The sequence below is a fragment of the Neptunicella marina genome, assembly GCF_014270035.1.
GTDB lineage: Bacteria > Pseudomonadota > Gammaproteobacteria > Enterobacterales > Alteromonadaceae > Neptunicella > Neptunicella marina.
Genome location: NZ_JACNEP010000008.1, coordinates 91,765 through 112,458, shown reverse-complemented (window position 1 = coordinate 112,458; position 20,694 = coordinate 91,765). Strand labels below are relative to the sequence as shown.

Genomic DNA, 20,694 nt, shown 5'->3' with positions numbered 1-20,694 from the left:
GAGTCACCGGCTTTGATTTGTTTTAAACATTATTTTTTAATTTTAACCGGACGTTGCCAGCCATCAATATTGCGTTGCTTGGCTCGAGCGATGGCCAGTTGTTCATCTTCAATATCTTTAGTCACAATGGAACCTGCTCCCACTGTAGCGCGTTTGCCCACTCTGACAGGCGCAACTAAAGCAGAGTTTGAACCTATAAAAGCGCCATCATCAATCAGGGTCTTAAACTTATTCGCACCATCATAATTACAGGTAATAGTACCAGCGCCAATATTTACATTTTCACCCACCTCGGCATCACCTAAATAAGTTAAATGATTTGCCTTGGAGCCTTCACCTAAAATGGCTTTTTTCATCTCAACAAAATTACCCACTTTGGCTCTGGCTCTCATTACAGCGCCAGGACGTAAACGGGCAAAAGGTCCGATCAAACAAGCTTCACCAATTTCTGCCTGTTCAATAATACTGTTGGCTTCAACGACTGTATCATCTGCAATAACACAGTCTTTTAAGATACAGTTAGCCCCAATAACCACGTTGTTACCCAGACTTACCTCGCCTTCGATGATGACATTAACATCAATAAAAACATCCTGACCTGCGCTAAACTTGCCACGCAAATCAAAACGGGCAGGATCAGCAAAACTAACACCCTGTGCCATAAGCTCATCGGCTTTACGCATCTGATAAGCCCGCTCAAGTACCGCAAGTTGCTTTCGATTGTTTACCCCCTCTACCTCAACAGCAGTATCCGGATGGGCCGCTTTAATCACTTTGCCTTCGCTGGCAGCCATAGCAATGACGTCGGTGAGATAATATTCACCCTGAGCGTTGTCACTTTTAAGTAATCCCAACCAACGTTTTAAATCACTGCCACGCATCATCATCATGCCAGTATTAATTTCATTTATCTGACGTTGCTGTTCACTGGCATCTTTATGTTCAACAATCGCAACCACCTGTTCACCGTTACGAATTATGCGTCCCATACCGCTAGGATCATTTAAATGCACGGTTAGTAGTGCCAGATCAGAGTTCTTTTTAGTTTCTATCAGACGTTTTAAAGTTCCCGCCTGAATAAGGGGCGCATCTCCAACCAGAATCAATACATCTTCACTATCAGAAATGGCATCTGCAGCTTGCTGCACGGCATGTCCCGTTCCCAATTGCTCTTGTTGTAAGCACCAGTTCAGTTTATTGCCACAAATACTTTGCTTTAACTGATCACCACCATGACCATAAACTAAATGAATATTATCGGAATCGAGTTGTTGCACGGTATCAATGATGTGTTGCAACATGGGTTTAGCTGCGATTGGATGAAGTACCTTCGGCAAAGATGACTTCATGCGGGTTCCTTTACCCGCAGCTAAAATAACAACTGAAAAAGACATGTTTTATCCTTTATAATAAAAGCGCCAGACTATTGTAACCAGCCAGCAAAATTGTACCAGCATCAGTTTTTATTGGTTCAAAGATTCGCTGCATTACGCTTATGGATAAGTAAAACTTGCAAACCAGATTCTTTTCCTTAAAACGCATTAGTATTATTTATGTGGTAATTATCGCAGCGGTAGTCGTTGCCGCGTTCTGGCTGCTGAAGGATATAGTCGCCAACCAGAGTTACAAACAACAACAAGCCTTTTCTCCCATATTAACTCTGGTGGATCAGGAAGTACTGCGACCTGTACATATAGCCAAAGCACTGGCAACCGCCAGTGTGTACCAACCTTACTTCGATACACAGCAATTCTCCGACACACAGATTGTTAACCGACTGGCACAGCTGCAATCGCGCTTTGATCTCGGTTTTTACATAGCTAATGAAAATACCCGTAAACAATACAACTCTGATGGCGCTATTTTCGATTTAATTGAAGGAAAAGTGGGCTGGTATTTTGAGATGCAACAGGAACCGTCCGACTTTTTAGCCGTACTTGGCAAACGTGAAGATGTTCATCTGTATATTGACGTAAAACAATACGATGAGCAGGGTAATTTTATTGGTTTTGCCGGCGTATCCAAGAGCCTTCGCGAGTTCTTACGGGCATTTAAACGCTTTAATCAGGCTTATGGTATTCAGTTTGTTTTTGCCAACAATAAACAACAAATTTTATTAGCATCAGATCCACACTGGGCCCCGGATGCACTCAACCTGCATAAAATTGAACAACTTCCCTGGTATACAGAGTATCAACGTCAGCAGCAGACGTATTCCGAACGTACAAAGCTGCTCAATATGCCAGACGGGGATATTCTGATATCACAAATCACTATCGAATTGCTCGACTGGCAGCTATACATCATTAGTCCCATGACCAAACGTCAGTCGGAACTCAATCGCACGCTGATTTATTATCTAATTGCGTTGCTGGTCATTATTTATCTGAGTTATCGGTTAGTTCGTTACATTGTACGTGACTATATTCAGACCATTGACCAAAAAGCCAATTTCGATCCTTTAACTAACCTCGCGAACCGCCACTATTTGCAAGAAAGTTTTAATCAGATGCGTAAACGCAATAAGCGCGTAGGCATCATCATCGTGGATATTGACTACTTTAAACAAATCAATGACCAATATGGCCACAATGCTGGTGATTTAGCCCTGCAGATGGTTGCCCAGTGTCTGCAAAATACCACACATGATTCAGGACTTGCAGGCCGCTGGGGGGGGGATGAATTTATTGTCTTACTTGATGATGCTGATCTGAATGAAACAGTCAGAATGGCCAATCACATTCAGCATTGTCTTCAACAGGAAAAAATCTATTTAAGCCAGTCCAGTTTTGAAATTAAAGCCAGTTATGGTGTGACCTCAACAGAAAAACCGGGAAGTTTAGAAGAGTTAATTGAAATTGCCGACCGCGCCCTTTATCAGGCAAAAAATGAAGGGCGCAACCGAATTTGTTATTTAGCGGTCTGAAGACGTTTCCTTTGCCATAATCCGGTGGTCAGGCTCACGCCAAGCAAGATAGTCAGACCGCCCATGATCATATCCACACTAATCACTTCACCTAAAAAAAGTGCCCCCCACACAATACCAAATAATGGCACTAAATAAGCCACCGACACCGCTTTACTAATACCCACATTGGCAATCAAACGAAAATACAGAATATAAGCAAAACCTGTGCAGGCAATGCCTAATGCACAAATCTGCCACCAGGCTTTTGAAGAAGGGGCGGTTTCAGGCCAGGTGAAGACTGCAAAAGGCAATAAGATAATGGCAGAAAACAGCTGACTGCCGGTTGCAATCGCTAAAGAACGCACACCGGTTAAATAATGTTTAGTCATACAAACAGCCAAACCATACAAGGCTGTCGCACCTAAGCCGGCCAATACAGGCAAGGCAATATTTTCAGTAAGCTGTCCGTGATCCCCACTCACCAAAACCACTACGCCGCTAAACCCTATCACCAAACCAACAATCGCAGAACGGGTTAAGCGTTGTCCGAGCCAGAAAAAGGCGATAATGGCCGCAAACATCGGTGCACAAGCATTAATAATCGAGGTGTATCCCGCCCCCAGAGTCAATGTTGCAAAAGCAAATAGACAAAATGGAATAGCGGTATTAACCAGTCCTACCATACAAATAGCTTTCCAGTGCAATACACAATCTTTAACCTGACGGGATACCAGTAAAAATGGCAACAAAAACAAAGTCGCTATTGCTGTCCTCAGCATAATCAGCGCCACTGGTCCAAATTGTGGCGACGCTTCACGCATAAATAAAAATGATGCGCCCCACATCGCAGACAATAAAATTAATTCCAGCGTGCTAATGGTGTTCATGCTTGTTCCAGGTTGAGTAAATAGGCTTTTCGTTCTAGTCCACCAGCGTAACCGGTCAGATTGCCATTAGCACCGATAATACGATGACAAGGCACAACTATCGATAATGGGTTTTTCCCGTTAGCAGCTCCAACAGCTCTCGCTGCTGCTGGCTTACCTATAGCGTTCGCTATATATGCGTAACTAACAGTATCACCAAATGGAATCGTGCTTAACGCCTGCCAGACGCGCTGCTGAAAATCGGTACCTTTGGCAGCTAAAGGCAAATCAAAGGTGCGTCGTTTTCCATTAAAATATTCATTTAATTGACGACATGCTTCATCAGTCAGGTTACTGGGAGATACTTTCTCTGGCTGGCTATCGACAAATAAAATACTATGCACGCCGGTTTCAGAGGCTTTTATTTCAAGTTTGCCAATTGGGGTCTGCAGAAAATCGATGTTCATGCCTGATTCCATAATTGTAAGGTTAAATAACTGCGCCAGGGCGCCGCATTATCCGCTTCAAACTGCATGTGTTCAGTTTGTTTCTTAATTACCAAATCACCGCCGAGATAAATATCGGGATTTGATAACCCACGCATTTTTGTGTAATCCACCGTCCAGGGACCGATTCCCTTAATTGAAAGCCATTGCTGCACATCCGCATCGGGCTGTTCAACGCAAAAACCCGCCAGCGCTTTTAAAGTTTCGCGTCGTGCATTAGGCATACGTAAAAAACTTAAATCGGCTTCTTTTATTTGCTCTGCTGTCGGGAAAAGTTTTCCACGGGCGGTTTGCTCACCCAAGGTGTCGACCAGCAAAATTAGTTGATTTATCGCCGCCGTTACCGATACCTGCTGCCCCAACACAGCACGGCAACCCGCTTCAAAAGCAGACCAAACACCAGGTAAACGTAAGCCATGTAATAACTTATCCACTGGAAAGCCCGTTTTTAATAATTGCTGTTCAATGACTGACATGTCTGCATCCAAATCAAATAGACGTCGTATATTGGCCAGCAGGGGTTTTAAACAGCTTAAATCCGTTAGCTCAATTTCAAGAGAAAAACTGTTCCGTTGTGGCTGATGTGTCGCTTTAAACCACCCCTGTGTTTGTGCAAATCGAAACAATCTTGCATAACTTTTTTCATCTACCCACTCACTTCCCGCTACCGCCCGGCGTGCAAGAAAATCACGCATGTGTGCCCAGCAATAAGGCGGACGATATGGCATTTCAAGAACAATAATTCCTGTTGGTACATTACTAGCTTTACGCCTTAATTGACGTGGGGTTAAACGTAGACTGCGTTGCATTAACTCCTGCAATCGCCTTGCTGATTGCAACCCCGTGCTTTGCGCAACCTGTTCAACCGACATAGTCGTTTCCTGCAACAATTTTTTGGCGAACAATAACTGCTGATTGAGCTGAAACTGTTTAGCAGTTAACCCTATTTTGCTTTTGAATAACTTGCGCAGATAACGATCGCTAATACCCAGTTTCTCCGCAATATTTTCAATGCTTAGATGTGGATAGTCCGACAATAATCTCAGTGCCCGTTCCACTGTGGTATCTATGCCTTTCCACGCATAAGAATGAGGGGCGCTGTCAGGGCGGCAGCGCAGACAGGGACGATATCCGTGCTCTAATGCCTGGCTGGCCAATTCAAAGTATTCAACATTCGACTCTTTAGGTAAACGTGCCGGACACACCGGCCGGCAAAAAATGCCGGTAGATTTCACCGCAATAAAAAATTGCCCATCAAATCGCGGGTCACGAGTCAATCTTGCTTGCTGATAATGAGATAATGCACACATAGGGTTAATCTAAAAAGACCATGTACATTAGTGTATCTGCTATTGCAGTAAAATATGCGCGTAAAACGGAACTGACTTCGAATAAATATAAAAAAGCCCTGTGCATTTGAATACACAGGGCTTTTCTTATTAAGAATAATTATTTTTTTACCGGTTTAAGGTAAGTGTAGCCAGCCAGACACGCTTCATAGAAGTCAGTCCATTTCACGCCTTCACGCGGTTTAATATCGCCACTGGCAACACGTTTATCAATCATGCGTTTTACATCCTGCGCCATGGCGGTGGGGTTATACTGCATAATCGATAACACATCTTCTACCGACGAACCACGCACAAACTCTTCAATATAAAAGTCTTCCGGATCATCATCATAACTGAATATATGAACTTCATTTAAGCGGCCAAACAGGTTATGCATATCACCCATTACGTCCTGATAGGCGCCGGTTAAAAACAGACCGATAAAATAATCTTCACCCGGATTCAACTTATGCATTGGGATCACATCAGCTAAACCGTTATCACTAACAAACTGATCGATTTTACCGTCACTGTCACAGGTAATGTCTACCAATGAACAGTTAACCGTTGGACGCTCGTTCATGCGAGTGAGTGGCACAACAGGTAAAACTTGATCTATCGCCCAGGTATCGGCGGCAGACTGGAACACTGAGAAGTTGCATAAATACTGTGACGACAGGTTGTAATCCAGCTCCTGCATTTCCTCAGGTACAAACTCCTGTGTACTCACTTTCATTTGTACCTGTTGCATTATCTGCCAGTAGAGCGTTTCTATTTTGGCTAGCTCTTCTAAGCCCAGTACACGCAATTTAAACGCATCAATTCCCTGCTCTTTATATTGCGATGCATCATTAAAAATTTCCTGAATATTATCGGCTTCCGGCAATGAATCAGCCAAATCACGCATGTTGGTAACAAATACGTGTTCATCTTCCTTATATGAGGTATCCAGATTACCGCTCGAACTTTTAATTTCGCCCACAATTTGTGTCACCACACAACTGTGGTGTGCGGTAATGGCGCGGCCACTTTCGCTGACCAAATTAGGATGTGGCACATTTTCCAGATCACAAACTTCTTTGATGCCGTAAACAACGTCAGCAACATATTCCTGCATGTTGTAATTACGCGATGAATCATTGGTGCTTTGACTGCCATCATAGTCAATGCCTAATCCACCACCGACATCAACATATTCCAGTGGCACACCCATGCGATATAACTCTGCATAAATGCGTGCACCTTCACTGACGGCTTCTTTGACTGAACGTATGTCAGTTAACTGGCTACCAATATGGAAGTGCAATAATTTCAAACAGTGCAACAGACCGTTATCACGCAAGTAACCGGCGGCATTGATAATTTCAGCAATCGTTAAACCGAATTTAGCGCGGTCACCACCTGAACTTTCCCACTTGCCACGTCCCTTGACTGTCATTTTTGAACGCAAGCCAATCAACGGCTCGATATCCAGCTCTTTGGAGATTTTAACCAGTGAGATTAACTCTGAGAATTTTTCTACTACGACAATAATTTTGCGACCCAATTTACGGCCTAACAAAGCAAGTCGCATAAACTCTTCATCTTTATAACCATTTAAAATAGTTAAAGAGTCTTCATTGGTATTGTAGGCAAGTGCCGTGATCAATTCGGCTTTTGAGCCAGCCTCTAAGCCATAGTTAAATGGTTCGCCCGCATCAACAATTTCTTCGACCACTTCGCGCATCTGGTTTACTTTAACCGGATACACCCCCATGTATTTGCCTTGGTACTCGGCTTCTTCAATATTTTCGCGGAATGCTTTGTTTAAACAAGCCACCTGAGAACGAAGAATGTCGTGAAAACGCACAACAACCGGAAACTGAATGCCTTCTTGTTTGATTTCTTCAATCACTGAGTTGAAATCAATACGAATATCCGGATTCGCCAGATCAGGTGTGATATGTAAATTACCATTGTCACCAATGGTAAAATACCCCGCCCCCCAGCGATTTACACGGTATATACGTTCAGCATCATCAATTGTCCAATCTGCCAAGATTTTATCTCCCCTTGGTCATGCACAGGATCAGCTCCCGTACAACTTTTGCAGCAAAAACAGCACTGTTACCTGATGAGTCAATTTCAGGTGACAGCTCAACAACATCGGCTCCAACAAAATTCTTTTCAGCCAGGATTTTTATTAACTTAATAAATGAATGGAAATCTTCACCACCTGGCTCAGGAGTACCGGTTCCCGGGAAAATTCCCGGATCAAAATAATCTAAATCAAAAGTTAAATAGACAGGGCGATTAGCCGGAATATCGCGTACAGACTGCAAAAAGTCCTCACGACTGGTGCGCACTGTCTTATTTTCACGCATCCATTGGTACTCTTCTTTGGTACCGGAACGAATGCCATACTGAATCAGCTCATGCCCTGAGCCAAAATGATCCAGTGCCCGACGAATAATCGAGGCATGTGAAAAGTGATAACCTAAATAACCATCACGTAAGTCGGCATGCGCATCCAGATGAATCAACACCATATCCGGGTATTCAGCCAGATAAGTTTTAATCGGTGCATAAGAAATCGAATGCTCACCACCTAAGGTAATCACTTTAATCTTGTTTTTTGCCAGTTCAGCAGACGCAAATAAACGTTCAAAATCATCACTGGCATGTTGCCACTGTTGTTCAGCGTCATCAGAGTCACCCAGACTCAAATTACCCAAATCATTGAATTGGCAATCTTCTAAATCCAGATTTTGGTAAGGTGAAAAGCTTTCTATATCTTCCGACACATCACGTAATGCATCAGGGCCGTGACGAGTACCTTTGCGAAAACAGGCTGTTCCGTCAAAGCCAAAACCAATTAAATACAAGCCATTTGCACTCAATTCATCGGCGGAATCCGCCATGTGATAAGGCATTGATGGAGCTTGTAAAGAAATGGGTAACATAACATTCATTCCGACTAAAAAATGTGGCGCCATTATAGTGCTAATCGCACACTTTCGCGCTAGTTAAATATGCAAAAAATGTAAGGTTTTATACGCTATCAGCTTAACATGACATCATTCAATTTTCCGCCATCACTATCACTCCCCGTCCACAAATTTGCAGCCTGATATTTGCTGAACTAGATTGAATGATTGAGATTAGGAATTTTTTAGGTTCAACAATCCAATTTATCGTAACGCCAAGGAGCACACTGGGTGAGTAAATGGCAGCAGCGCACGGCACCGCGCCAGATGCAGAAATTGGTTATGTTTATTGTCACATTTGTGGTTTTTTCCACGGCAGTGGTAATCAGTCATTTTCAATTCAGTAGTGAACGAAAATGGATATACCAACTGTTTAATCAACAGCTGGAAAGTAGTGCCGAAAGAGGTGCTGTTTATTTGCAGGACCAAATCAACAACAGCATTGAAGACTTAAATATGCTGACCGGTATCCCTCCGGTATCGGGTTACATACGCGCATTAAATAATAATGACCAGGATCCCATCCGCGGAGAATCAACTGAAGAATGGCTGACCCGAATGTCAACCATCTTCAGAGAGCTGCTAAGGTCACATCCGAGTTACACACAAGTCCGTTTTATCAGCGCAACCGATAACGGCAAGGAATTAGCCAGAGTAGACCGGATTGCAGGCCAGCTTACCCGGGTAAAAGACAGTCAGTTACAGAACAAAGGCCAATACAATTACGTTACCGAAACCCTGCAATTGCCCGAAGGCAATGTTTATATTTCTCCAATCAACCTCAACAGGGAATTTGGTCAGATTGAGATCCCAAAACGCCCGATGTTAAGGGTTGCTACCCCGGTGTTTGTGGAAAAAAACCTTATTGGTTTAATGGTAATCAATATCGATTTTTCTTATGTAATGCGCAATATGGCTAACATGTTTTCACAACCGGTTCAGGGATATTTAGTCAATCGCCGGGGTGATTTTCTGTGGCACCCGGATAACAGTAAAAGTTTCGCATTCGAAATGGGACAACCCTATCAATTAGATGATGAGTTTGGAGAGCTGTCTTTAATGAGTTCTCTGGACGGGTTCACTGACCAAAAAACCCATCTTATTGCTGAAGCCGACCATCATTTTGCCATTAATAAATTCCATTTAAATAATGATGCCTTTCAACAATATCTGGCTGTTATCGCTACCATTCCCGACGATAAAGTGGCGCCATTATTAACCCAAAAGCGCCAGACATTTTTAATTACCCTGTTTTTAGGTACAGCACTGGTGTTACTTATTCTGTACTGGGTCATTCAACGAGTATTTCGCCCATTGACCCGGCTTACACAAATTGCAGAATCTATTGCCCAAGGCGATTACAACACCCGACTGCCTGACGTTTCTGGCGCCGAAATGAATGCACTTAAATCCGCATTTGCCTTTATGCAGTCTAAAGTCGCCAAACGCGAAGGAGAGTTACAGCAACATCAGCAAACCCTGCAGCAAAAAATAGCGATTGCCACCAAAGAGTTAAACGCCATTGTCACTTCAACGGTAAACGGTGTCATTAGTCTGGATCAAAATGGTTCCATTCTGACCTTTAATCCAGCAGCCGAAAAAATGTTTGGTTATACGTCCGAATCCATGATGAATAAAGAGTGTGACCTATTATTTGAACGTACATTTTATGCCTTACTGAAGCAGAATATTCAGCGTGTTATTGAATCATCTGCCAGCGATACAATATGGCAACAAGGAGCCGAAACTCTGGCCAGGACAGCTTCTGGCGAGACTTTTCCAGTGCTCATTACTCTTGGACATGCAAAAATATCCAGTGAAAAACACATTTTTGTATTGTCTGTGGTTGATATCACCGAACAAAAACAACGTGAACATGATCTGGTAGATGCCAAAGATATTGCTGAATCGGCAGCCAGTGCCAAAGCTGAATTTTTGGCCAATATGAGCCACGAAATCCGCACGCCAATGAATGCCATTCTGGGGTTATGTTATCTGCTGGAAAAACAGGAAAATAACCCTGTTTCTCAGGGCATGATCAAAAAAATCCATGCGGCAGGCCGTTCTTTACTCAGCATAATTAATAACATTCTCGACTTTTCTAAAATTGATGCACGCCAACTCACCATTGAAAATATTCCGTTCAGATTAAGCGACATCCTTGAGAATCTGGCCAGCATTCTGGGTTCTTCGGTAGGTGATAAAGATATTGAAGTAGTAATAGGCTCAGTGCCCGATGGTGCTGATTTTCTAAAAGGTGATGCTCTGCGGTTAGGTCAGGTATTAATCAACCTTGCATCAAACGCGATTAAATTTACTCAGCATGGTGAAGTGGTGTTGAATATCACTAATATGACGCCTTGCGATGACGAGAAGATAAACCTTTGTTTTACCATTACAGATACCGGAATAGGTATTCCTGAAGAAAAACTCAAACAAATATTTAATGCTTTTACTCAGGCTGACACCTCAACCACACGTCATTTTGGAGGTACCGGCCTGGGGCTTGCTATCAGTAAACATCTTATCGAAGCGATGGGAGGTGAAATTGGCGTGCAAAGTCAGGAAGGCAAAGGCAGTGAATTTTCATTTTGCCTTGAATTCGAGCGCAGTCTGCCGTCCGATTCCTCCAGCCCACAAATGCGTAACCAGCGTTTAATGATTGCCGATGATCAGGACTCCGCATTAAACGCGCTGGTCGATATCACCAGCAGTCTTGGCTGGTCAAGCCAGGCATTTACCTCTGGCGAGAGCTTGGTGTCTCATTTGCAGGAACACCCCGATAACCCGTGTGATGTGATTTTACTCGACTGGCGTATGCCAGAGCTTAACGGATTGGAAGCAGCTAAGATCATCCGCGAAAATTCTACCGCTGAACAGCGTCCAATCATCATCATGGTCACTGCCTACGACAGAGAAGTACTACAAAATGAACCGAACAGTGATTTGGTCGATCTTATCATGACCAAACCCATTACCAGTTCGTCTCTTTACAACGCTGTACAGGGAGTCAAATCTCAGCGCGGAGAACTTACACCAGAACAACAGGTTGAAACCCAGAACCAACGTTTAAAGGATATTAACGTTCTGGTGGTCGACGACAGCGACATTAATCTCGAGGTTGCTAAACGTATTCTGGAAGGCGAAGGCGCGTCGGTGATTACTGGAACAGATGGTGAAATCGCGCTGGAGATTCTGAATAAAAATCCGGATAACATCGATATTGTGTTAATGGATGTGCAAATGCCGATTATGGACGGTTATACCGCCACTCAGCGCATTCGGGCCAGCCAGAAATTGCATCATTTGCCAGTCATAGCACTTACCGCGGGGGCGTTTAAAATCCATCGCCAGCAGGCATTACAGGCAGGGATGAATGATTTTGTCGCGAAACCCTTTGATGTAGAAGAATTAATAAAAGTAGTGCTGCAACATGTGCATGGTGAGGTTGCCTATACACCGCAACCACAACAAGCTAAAAAACGTGATAGTCAGCGACTGATTGATACAGAGCAGGCGTTAATTATCTGGAGTGATGAAGCGGCTTACCACAACTATCTGCAAAAATTTCTGGATGACAATCAAGGGTTATGGCCAGATAAGATTGACAGCAATAACACACATCTCAAAGAACAGTTGCATAAGTTAAAAGGGGCATCGGCCAATCTTGGTCTTAATCTTTTATCGAACTGCACTGAACAACTGGAAATGGGTCTGGACAATGAGCATAAATGCGAGCAGGAATACTCGGCATTTATCAAAACCTTCAGGCAAACCTGTGACGCCATCTCTGATTTATTAAATCAACACAAAACTGATAATACCGGGCTGGACATAACAGCTTCTTCACAAGATTTGCCTGATCTATTGCAACAAGCCTGTCTGGCCTGTGACAACAATGACCCTGAACCATTAGAAACCGCATTAATTGAACTTAGGAAGATTGTAAAATCAGAGCAACTTCAAACGCTGAAAAGTGCGATTGATGGCTTTGATTTTAAGTTAGCCAAAATAGCTATACTTGAGCTTGCTCACAACATTGAAATTCAGCTGGATGAATGATTTATGGATAGTGAACTTATACTAATTGTTGATGATGAACCGCAAAATCTGGCCGCCATGCGCCAGGTTTTAGCCAAAGAGTACCGATTGGTATTTGCACTGAACGGCCATGAAGCGCTGGAAGTGGCTAAAAAACAAAAACCAGGGCTTATTTTGATGGATATCGATATGCCGGTAATGAATGGTTATCAGGCTTGTCAGGCATTAAGTGAACACCCCGATACCGAACATATACCGGTTATATTTGTGACCAGTTTATCCCAGGTAGGCGACGAGGCGACCGGTTTAAATATCGGTGCAGTTGATTACCTTACCAAACCAATTTCTCCGCCAATCGTAAAAGCCAGAGTCAGGATTCATCTGTCACTGGTTCGTGCCAGCCAGTTAAAACAGTCTTATCAGGATGCCATTTACATGCTCGGAACTGCCGGGCATTACAATGATCTGGATACGGGTGTACATATTTGGCGAATGGCCGCTTATGCCCGTGCAATTGCAATAGCCTGTGGCTGGGATGTTAATGATGCAAGACAACTTGAGCTTGCCGCCCCAATGCATGACACCGGAAAAATGGGTATACCCGGCTCTATTTTACGTAAACCGGCTAAGTTAAATGCGTCTGAATGGGCCGTGATGCGCACGCATACCACTATGGGTTATAACATTCTAAGCAAAAGCCGGGCGCCGGTGTTTAAACTGGCTGCCGAAGTCGCACTGCGTCATCATGAAAAGTGGGATGGCAGCGGCTATCCGGACGGACTTGCAGGTGAAGACATTCCTGAATCAGCGAGGATAGTCGCTATTGCTGATGTATTTGATGCACTGACCATGAAACGTCCATACAAAGAAGCATGGAGTGTTGAAGAGTCAGTCAAAACTATTCAGGAAAGCGCCGGTAGTCATTTCGATCCAAGATTAGTCAGTATTTTTATGCAAATCCTGCCTGAAATCAGAGCAATCAAAAATAGCTGGGATGCACATGAGGATGATGAAGAGATGGAAATAAATATTCATAAAAATGAGCGATTTTAATAATAATTTGTTATTTATTCTATGATATTCATGTTTCTTTGATTGATTTTAGCGGCTCTCATGTCATCATGTGGGCCAGCTAAAACTGAACCGAAACCGAATATGAAAAAAGCACGACTCCTTTATCTGACAGGCCTGTCATTTATCTGCATCTCACTATCGGGATGTGGCCAGAAAGGTCCTCTGTTTTTGCCTGAACCGGCAAAAACCAATCAACAATCACAGCCGCCAACAACAGAAAACAGTGATAAAAAGGAATCATAGTCGTGGATCATTTTACTTATAAAAACAATCAGTTAATGGTCGAAGATGTTTCTGTGAAGGACATTGTCGGTCAACACCAGACACCATGTTATATCTATTCCCGCGCAACGATTGAACGTCACTGGCAGGCATTTGATCAGGCAGTGGGTACCCATCCGCATTTAATTTGTTATGCCGTTAAAGCCAATTCCAACATTGGCGTATTATCGGTTTTGGCTAAATTAGGCTCAGGTTTTGACATTGTGTCTGGTGGCGAATTAGCACGCGTATTGGAAGCAGGGGGCGATGCCAGCAAAGTGGTTTTCTCTGGTGTAGCCAAAACCGAACAGGAAATTGCTTACGCACTGGAACAAGGAATTAAATGCTTCAATGTCGAGTCGATTCCAGAACTGGAACGCATTAATAAAGTCGCTGCACAGCTCAATAAAGTTGCGCCCATCTCACTGCGTATCAATCCGGATGTGGATGCCAAAACGCATCCCTATATTTCTACCGGTTTAAAAGCCAATAAATTTGGTATCGCCCGCGAGCAAGCCATTGCCACTTACCGCCAGGCTGCAACCATGAGTCATTTAAAAATCACTGGCATGGACTGTCATATCGGCTCACAGCTAACCAGCACAGAACCTTTTGTTGATGCACTGGATAGATTGTTAGTATTAATTGATGAACTTGCTGCGTCTGGCATCGTCATTTCTCATCTGGATGTAGGTGGTGGATTAGGTGTGACTTACAACAATGAAACGCCACCAAGTCCTGCAACTTATGCAGCGGCATTAACTGAACGCATGCAAGGTCGGGAATCATTAACACTCATATTTGAACCGGGACGCGCCATTATGGCCAATGCCGGTATTCTGGTCACTAAAGTCGAATTCCTTAAACAAGGTGAAGAAAAGAATTTCGCCATTGTTGATGCCGCCATGAACGATTTATTGCGTCCGGCTTTATATTCCGCTTGGCAGGAAATTATTCCGGTATCCACTGAACAGCAACGTGAAAATGCGCTATACGATGTGGTGGGCCCTGTTTGTGAAACCGGTGATTTTCTGGGTAAAGACCGTGAATTAGCCATTGCACCAGACGATTATCTGGCGGTACGCAGCGCCGGCGCTTACGGTTTCACCATGTCCTCTAACTACAATAGCCGCTGCCGTGCAGCCGAAGTGTTAATTGATGGTAAGCAAATTCATTTGGTCAGAGAACGAGAAAATCTAAAAGATCTCTGGAAAGGAGAGCATAAAATTCCGTAGACTACAGAAAACCAGATATATATGTAGTCTCGATGCAAATTCATTTTTCCAAAATGCATGGACTGGGTAACGACTTCATGGTGGTGGACAACGTTACCCAGAATGTATTTTTCTCGAAAGAGAAAATTCAAAAGCTGGCCGATCGTAATTTCGGCATTGGCTTCGATCAACTATTAATGGTCGAACCTCCCTATGATCCTGAACAGGATTTTCACTACAGAATATTTAATGCTGATGGCTCTGAAGTATCACAATGTGGCAATGGTGCGCGCTGTTTCGCGCATTTTGTTAAGCTCAAGGGTTTAATCAATCGCAATAAAGTTGTGGTTAGCACTAAAGCCGGTAAGATGGTGCTTTATCTGGAAAAAGACGGACAGGTTACCGTCAATATGGGCAAACCCATATTTGAACCTTCGCAGATTCCAATGAAAGCGGGCAAGGAAGAAGGCACCTATATTATTCGTGCCGACGAACACACGGTTTTTTGTGGCGCGGTATCCATGGGTAATCCGCATTGTGTGTTGGAAGTCGATGACGTTGATACTGCTCCGGTAGAGTTACTTGGCCCCTTACTGGAAAAACATGAACGTTTCCCTGAGGGGGTAAATGTGGGTTTTATGCAGTGCATTTCTCCCAACCATATTAAACTTCGCGTGTTTGAACGCGGAGCTGGTGAAACACTGGCCTGTGGCAGCGGAGCCTGCGCAGCTGTTGTTGTTGGACAAAGTCAGGGTAAACTGGGCAACGATGTCATAGTTGATTTACCGGGTGGCAGTTTAAAAGTTCGTTGGCAAGGACGCGATCAGGTGGTTAAAATGACCGGACCTGTTGAACATGTATTTGATGGTATAATTACAATATGAACGAGACATCAAGAAAGGAAGACAACCTACTCAGTGACGAGTTAACGTTAAACCATGTGTCACGTCAACAGGTAGAAGAATATCTAATCTCCAATCCAGACTTTCTGGTTTCTCATCCAAATATTCTAAATAAAATCAAAGTACCCCATCAGGTACATGGCTCAGTATCACTAATTGAACGTCAGGCCGAGCAACTGCGGGAAAAAGTAAAGATACTGCAAAAGCAATTATCAGAACTGATCGAAGTGGCCAAACAGAATGAGCGGATTTACCGCATTTATGCGGATTTAAACCTGCGTTTATTTAAATGCCGTTCGATTGTTGAAGTTCAACAAAGTTTAACTGATGTTTTACTGAACCAACTGGAACTGGACGAAGTATCACTCAAATTATTTGGTTCCGATAACGATTTGCCCGAAACCAGCAAACATCACTTGCTTAAAAAACGTTTTAATAATCGTTTTTATTATCTTGGCCGTTTAAGTCATGCAGAAATGAACATGGTATTTGAAAAGCAAACCACCGGTTCGGTGGCCATGATGTTAATCGGTGAACAAGGCGAAATGGGCTTGTTGGCCATAGGTTGTAAGCAACCGCACCATTTCCATCCGGGAATGGACACATTACTGATTACCCAGCTGCAACAGTTTTTAACACTGGTTGTGCCGCAACTCGCTGAGTTCTGACCATGTCAAAACCAGCCCTGATAAAATGGCTGGATGAATTTCTCGCCTATCTGCAATACGAACGTAATCTCGCCATTCTGACCCGCGAGAATTATCAGCGCCAGTTGCTGGCAATTATTGAATTTCTGCCGATTGATGACTGGTCTCAGTTAACCGTGGATCACGTGCGTCAGGTATTGTTTTATGCCAGACAACAAAAGCTCAGTCCGCGTAGCATTGCCTTGCGCCTTTCTGCCTTACGCAGCTTTTGTCAGTATCTGGTTAATCAGGGACAACTGGATATTAATCCAGCTAAAAATATACAGGCGCCCAAACAGGGGCGTCCCTTACCCAAAGCATTAAATGTCGATGAAACCAATCAGTTACTGGATATTGATGAAGATTCGTTACTGGCGTTGCGCGACAAAGCGATGCTGGAGCTCACCTATGGCTGTGGATTACGTTTATCGGAACTGACCAACCTTAATTTAAGCCATATAGAACAACATATGGAGCTATTAAGAGTTCGTGGTAAAGGCAGCAAAGAGCGTATGGTGCCAGTGGGACGTAAAGCCAAACACGCACTGCAGGAATGGTTAAATGTACGAGATCAGTTAGCCAAAGAAGACGAACCCGCGGTATTTCTCAGCATGCAGCAAAAACGCATTAGCTCCCGGCAAATTGCCAAACGTATGAAGTTATGGGCGCAAAAACAGCACCTTTTTCAGCCACTCAATCCACATAAACTGCGCCACTCGTTTGCTACGCATATTCTTGAATCATCGGGTGATTTACGTGCCGTGCAGGAATTATTAGGTCACGCCAATATCAGCACCACACAAATTTATACCCATCTGGATTTTCAGCATTTAGCCAGTGTATATGACAACGCCCATCCCCGGGCGAAAAAACAAGGCAACAAATCATGATTTTTTACCGCCGCTGGCAACCGGTTAATGCCATGTCTTTCGATTTGGACGATACCTTGTACCACAATCAGCCGATCATTGAGAAAACGGAAGCAAAGCTGGTCGAGTACTTGCAAAATAAACACCCGGAATGCGGCGATACAGACTTTCAATTTTGGCAACAAAGCAAACGATTGGCCATAAAAGCCGATCCCACGCTAAAACTGGATTTCACCCTGATGCGTCGTGGTTCATTGCATTACGGCCTTAGCCAATGTGGTATCAAGGAATCCAGATTACATCATGCAGTTGAAGAAGCCTTTAACGAATTTTACCGCTTGCGTAGTGACTTTAAGGTTGCGCCGCACATAATTCACACTCTGGAAACGCTGGCCGACAAAATTCCTTTAGTTGCGATCACGAACGGCAACGTTAACGTCGATCAAATCGGTATTGGGCACTGCTTTTGTCATCGCTTTCATGGTGGCATTAAACAAACACTTAAACCGCACAGAGCCATGTTTGATCTCACTGTCAATGCACTCAATTTGTCACCTGAAAAGATATTACATATAGGTGATGATTTTACTAACGATGTCATGGGAGCCACCCGCGCCGGCTTTAAAACCGCCTGGTATGCTGAAGGCCGCACCATGCAACTGCAAAACGAAACAATTAATCTGCTACCTGATATCCAGTTTAATCATCTAAAAGATTTAATTTGTCTGCTGTAACAGCCATTTAATCGGCATGAACTGTAGATATAAACAGTAGTACTGGTATACTCGCGACTAATCATTTCCCGGCAATTTTGGGCATTGCACTATGGATGTAACCTCTTTACTCGATCAACTTAATGAAAAGCAGCGCGAAGCGGTTGCCGCACCGGCAAAAGACATGCTGGTACTGGCCGGAGCCGGCAGCGGTAAAACCCGCGTATTGGTGCATCGTATTGCCTGGTTGATGGAAGTAGAAGGTATCAGCCCGTTTGGGATTTTAGCGGTAACCTTTACCAACAAAGCAGCCCGCGAAATGCGAGGGCGCATTGAAAAACTGATGGGCACCCAATTACAGGGATTATGGATGGGCACCTTCCACGGTATCGCTCATCAGTTACTGCGCCGGCATCATACTGATGCCGGGTTACCCGACAGTTTTCAAATCCTCGATTCGGACGATCAATACCGCCTTATCCGGCGGGTACTTAAGGCGCTTAATCTCGATGAAAAACACTGGGCGCCTAAACATGTGCAGTGGTATATCAACAGCAATAAAGACGAAGGGTTACGTCCGCAACATATTGATACTCATGGCGATTATCAGCAGGGCAAAATGCGTGATATTTATCAGGCTTACCAGCAAACCTGTGACCGTTCCGGTTTAGTCGATTTTGCTGAATTATTGCTACGCGCTTATGAACTATGGGCCAACAATCCGCACATTTTGCAGCATTATCAGCAACGCTTTCGTGCGGTGTTGGTGGACGAATTTCAGGATACCAACAACATCCAGTATGCCTGGCTGCGCTTATTATCCCACCCAAAGAATAACATGATGATAGTGGGCGACGATGATCAATCGATTTATGGCTGGCGCGGCGCGAATGTGGAAAATATTCAGCACTTTTTGCGTGACTACCAGGGTGCTACCACCATTCGTCTTGAGCAAAACTACCGCTCAACCAGCACTATTCTCAAAGCCGCCAACTGCGTTATCGAAAATAATCAGGGTCGTTTAGGTAAAGAACTTTGGACCGAAGGCAGTGAAGGTGAACCAATTTCTTTATATGCCGGATTTAACGAACTGGATGAAGCGCGTTTTATTGTCGCGCAAATTAAACAATGGAATGACACAGGTGGCGCCTTAAGCGATTGCGCCATTTTATACCGTAATAACGCCCAGTCCCGGGTACTGGAAGAAGCCATGTTACATCAGGGCATGGCATACCGTATTTACGGTGGTACGCGTTTCTTCGAGCGTCAGGAAGTAAAAGATGCCATGGGTTATTTACGCATGATTTCACAACCGCTGGACGATGCGGCTTTTGAGCGTGTGGTCAATACCCCGGCTCGTGGCATTGGTGAAAAAACCCTGCTTGGCTTACGTGAACAAGCCAGAAACAGCGAACAAACTTTGTGGCAAACCACCAACCGTTTATTACAAAATAAACAACTGACTGGCCGTGCGGCCACCACGCTCACCAGCTTTGTAGAACTGATCCAGTCGTTACAGCAGGCAACTGAAGAAATGACACTGGAACAACAGGCCGATTACGTGATTAAAGCCTCAGGTATTCGTGCTATGTATCAGGCTGAAAAAGGTGAAAAAGCGCAGAACCGACTGGATAACCTTGATCAGTTAATTACCGCCTGTGAACAGTTTGAAATGCCGGATGAAGCGGAAAACATGACGCTACTGGCTGCGTTTTTGGCCCATGCCTCCTTAGAAGCAGGCGAAAATCAGGCTGAATCTCATCAGGATGCGGTTCAGATGATGACGATTCATACTGCTAAAGGTCTTGAATTTCCTCAGGTATTTTTGGCAGGCGTAGAAGAAGGTATGTTCCCCAGTCAGATGACCAACGAAGAACCGGGGCGCATGGAAGAAGAACGTCGCCTGTGTTACGTGGGCATGACCCGCGCCATGCAAAAGCTCACCATTACTTATGCAGAAAGTCGCCGCCTGTATGGACAAGATAAATACCATACCCCTTCACGTTTTGTGCGCGAAATCCCGTCTGAATGTGTTGAGGAAGTACGCTTACGCACCACGGTAAGCCGCCCGGTACAAAATCGCTTTAGCCCGGCAACCTCACATTCCGCGTTTGAATCCACCGGTTTCCAGTTGGGGCAGGCTGTGCTGCATCCTAAATTTGGCGAAGGTACAGTGTTAAGTTACGAAGGTAACGGTGACCACGCCCGCGTGCAGGTTAATTTCAGCGACGCCGGCACTAAATGGCTGGTTGTGGCTTATGCACGTTTAACCCCGCTATAGCAGAGCAAAAACAAATATTTAACTTTGCACTAAAAGCGCGCATGATTGTCAAAATCATTAACTTATAAATAATTTT

16 protein-coding genes are annotated in these 20,694 nt (G+C 44.0%); 10 read left to right on the top strand and 6 right to left on the bottom strand.

Going from position 1 to position 20,694, the window contains the following annotated elements; translation table 11 throughout:
* Positions 1-29 precede the first annotated feature (29 nt).
* A complete protein-coding gene (gene glmU, locus H8B19_RS11800) occupies positions 30-1,394 on the bottom strand; it encodes a bifunctional UDP-N-acetylglucosamine diphosphorylase/glucosamine-1-phosphate N-acetyltransferase GlmU (RefSeq protein ID WP_186507091.1) in 1,365 nt (454 codons plus the stop codon).
* A gap of 116 nt (positions 1,395-1,510) precedes the next feature.
* On the opposite strand from glmU, the gene H8B19_RS11795 reads away from it, so the two are divergent.
* Positions 1,511-2,926 (top strand): GGDEF domain-containing protein, encoded by a 1,416-nt coding sequence (locus H8B19_RS11795; protein ID WP_186507090.1) that lies wholly within the window; start codon positions 1,511-1,513, stop codon positions 2,924-2,926.
* Here the strand turns inward: H8B19_RS11795 and H8B19_RS11790 are convergent.
* The 5 genes from H8B19_RS11790 to speB form a co-directional block, all read right to left on the bottom strand.
* Positions 2,911-3,795 carry a DMT family transporter gene (locus H8B19_RS11790; protein ID WP_186507089.1) on the bottom strand — a complete coding sequence of 295 codons (885 nt, stop codon included), beginning with the start codon at positions 3,793-3,795 and terminating at the stop codon, positions 2,911-2,913. The genes H8B19_RS11795 and H8B19_RS11790 overlap by 16 nt on opposite strands.
* Positions 3,792-4,241, bottom strand: coding sequence for a methylated-DNA--[protein]-cysteine S-methyltransferase (locus H8B19_RS11785; protein ID WP_186507088.1), 450 nt, complete (start codon positions 4,239-4,241; stop codon positions 3,792-3,794). The genes H8B19_RS11790 and H8B19_RS11785 overlap by 4 nt, the downstream gene beginning before the upstream one ends.
* A complete protein-coding gene (locus H8B19_RS11780) occupies positions 4,238-5,590 on the bottom strand; it encodes a DNA-3-methyladenine glycosylase 2 family protein (protein ID WP_186507087.1) in 1,353 nt (450 codons plus the stop codon). The genes H8B19_RS11785 and H8B19_RS11780 overlap by 4 nt, the downstream gene beginning before the upstream one ends.
* 139 nt (positions 5,591-5,729) lie before the next feature.
* The gene (speA, locus tag H8B19_RS11775; protein ID WP_186507086.1) at positions 5,730-7,649 is read right to left on the bottom strand and encodes a biosynthetic arginine decarboxylase; all 1,920 of its coding nucleotides are present in this window, start codon (positions 7,647-7,649) and stop codon (positions 5,730-5,732) included.
* Positions 7,650-7,653: 4 nt separating this feature from the next.
* Complete coding sequence (gene speB / locus H8B19_RS11770; RefSeq protein WP_241737588.1) at positions 7,654-8,553, bottom strand: agmatinase; 900 nt, start codon at positions 8,551-8,553, stop codon at positions 7,654-7,656.
* Positions 8,554-8,808: 255 nt separating this feature from the next.
* On the opposite strand from speB, the gene H8B19_RS11765 reads away from it, so the two are divergent.
* From H8B19_RS11765 to uvrD, 9 genes are all read left to right on the top strand, one after another.
* Positions 8,809-12,639 carry a response regulator gene (locus H8B19_RS11765; RefSeq protein WP_186507085.1) on the top strand — a complete coding sequence of 1,277 codons (3,831 nt, stop codon included), beginning with the start codon at positions 8,809-8,811 and terminating at the stop codon, positions 12,637-12,639.
* Between the two features lie 3 nt (positions 12,640-12,642).
* Positions 12,643-13,671 carry a response regulator gene (locus H8B19_RS11760; RefSeq protein WP_186507084.1) on the top strand — a complete coding sequence of 343 codons (1,029 nt, stop codon included), beginning with the start codon at positions 12,643-12,645 and terminating at the stop codon, positions 13,669-13,671.
* A 60-nt stretch (positions 13,672-13,731) separates the two neighbouring features.
* Positions 13,732-13,935, top strand: coding sequence for an LPS translocon maturation chaperone LptM (lptM, locus tag H8B19_RS11755; RefSeq protein ID WP_338401523.1), 204 nt, complete (start codon positions 13,732-13,734; stop codon positions 13,933-13,935).
* Between the two features lie 2 nt (positions 13,936-13,937).
* Positions 13,938-15,188, top strand: a complete 1,251-nt coding sequence (gene lysA / locus H8B19_RS11750) for a diaminopimelate decarboxylase (protein ID WP_186507082.1) — start codon at positions 13,938-13,940, stop codon at positions 15,186-15,188.
* Positions 15,189-15,220: 32 nt separating this feature from the next.
* The gene (gene dapF / locus H8B19_RS11745; protein ID WP_186507081.1) at positions 15,221-16,051 is read left to right on the top strand and encodes a diaminopimelate epimerase; all 831 of its coding nucleotides are present in this window, start codon (positions 15,221-15,223) and stop codon (positions 16,049-16,051) included.
* On the top strand, positions 16,048-16,737 hold the full coding sequence (locus tag H8B19_RS11740) for a DUF484 family protein (protein ID WP_186507080.1): 690 nt from the start codon (positions 16,048-16,050) through the stop codon (positions 16,735-16,737). The genes dapF and H8B19_RS11740 overlap by 4 nt, the downstream gene beginning before the upstream one ends.
* A gap of 2 nt (positions 16,738-16,739) precedes the next feature.
* Complete coding sequence (gene xerC / locus H8B19_RS11735; protein ID WP_186507079.1) at positions 16,740-17,645, top strand: tyrosine recombinase XerC; 906 nt, start codon at positions 16,740-16,742, stop codon at positions 17,643-17,645.
* A complete protein-coding gene (locus H8B19_RS11730) occupies positions 17,642-18,358 on the top strand; it encodes an HAD-IA family hydrolase (protein ID WP_186507078.1) in 717 nt (238 codons plus the stop codon). Before xerC ends, H8B19_RS11730 begins: the two co-directional genes overlap by 4 nt.
* Before the next feature lie 91 nt (positions 18,359-18,449).
* A complete protein-coding gene (gene uvrD / locus H8B19_RS11725) occupies positions 18,450-20,618 on the top strand; it encodes a DNA helicase II (protein ID WP_186507077.1) in 2,169 nt (722 codons plus the stop codon).
* The last annotated feature ends 76 nt before the right edge of the window (positions 20,619-20,694 follow it).

What these genes read in the sequence shown, in the direction of transcription:
- glmU (WP_186507091.1), bottom strand. Translation starts at nt 1,394, where the DNA reads ATGTCTTTTTCAGTTGTTATTTTAGCTGCGGGTAAAGGAACCCGCATG.
- H8B19_RS11790 (WP_186507089.1), bottom strand. Translation starts at nt 3,795, where the DNA reads ATGAACACCATTAGCACGCTGGAATTAATTTTATTGTCTGCGATGTGG.
- H8B19_RS11785 (WP_186507088.1), bottom strand. Translation starts at nt 4,241, where the DNA reads ATGAACATCGATTTTCTGCAGACCCCAATTGGCAAACTTGAAATAAAA.
- H8B19_RS11780 (WP_186507087.1), bottom strand. Translation starts at nt 5,590, where the DNA reads ATGTGTGCATTATCTCATTATCAGCAAGCAAGATTGACTCGTGACCCG.
- speB (WP_241737588.1), bottom strand. Translation starts at nt 8,553, where the DNA reads ATGTTACCCATTTCTTTACAAGCTCCATCAATGCCTTATCACATGGCG.
- H8B19_RS11760 (WP_186507084.1), top strand. Translation starts at nt 12,643, where the DNA reads ATGGATAGTGAACTTATACTAATTGTTGATGATGAACCGCAAAATCTG.
- lptM (WP_338401523.1), top strand. Translation starts at nt 13,732, where the DNA reads ATGTCATCATGTGGGCCAGCTAAAACTGAACCGAAACCGAATATGAAA.
- dapF (WP_186507081.1), top strand. Translation starts at nt 15,221, where the DNA reads ATGCAAATTCATTTTTCCAAAATGCATGGACTGGGTAACGACTTCATG.
- H8B19_RS11740 (WP_186507080.1), top strand. Translation starts at nt 16,048, where the DNA reads ATGAACGAGACATCAAGAAAGGAAGACAACCTACTCAGTGACGAGTTA.
- xerC (WP_186507079.1), top strand. Translation starts at nt 16,740, where the DNA reads ATGTCAAAACCAGCCCTGATAAAATGGCTGGATGAATTTCTCGCCTAT.
- H8B19_RS11730 (WP_186507078.1), top strand. Translation starts at nt 17,642, where the DNA reads ATGATTTTTTACCGCCGCTGGCAACCGGTTAATGCCATGTCTTTCGAT.
- uvrD (WP_186507077.1), top strand. Translation starts at nt 18,450, where the DNA reads ATGGATGTAACCTCTTTACTCGATCAACTTAATGAAAAGCAGCGCGAA.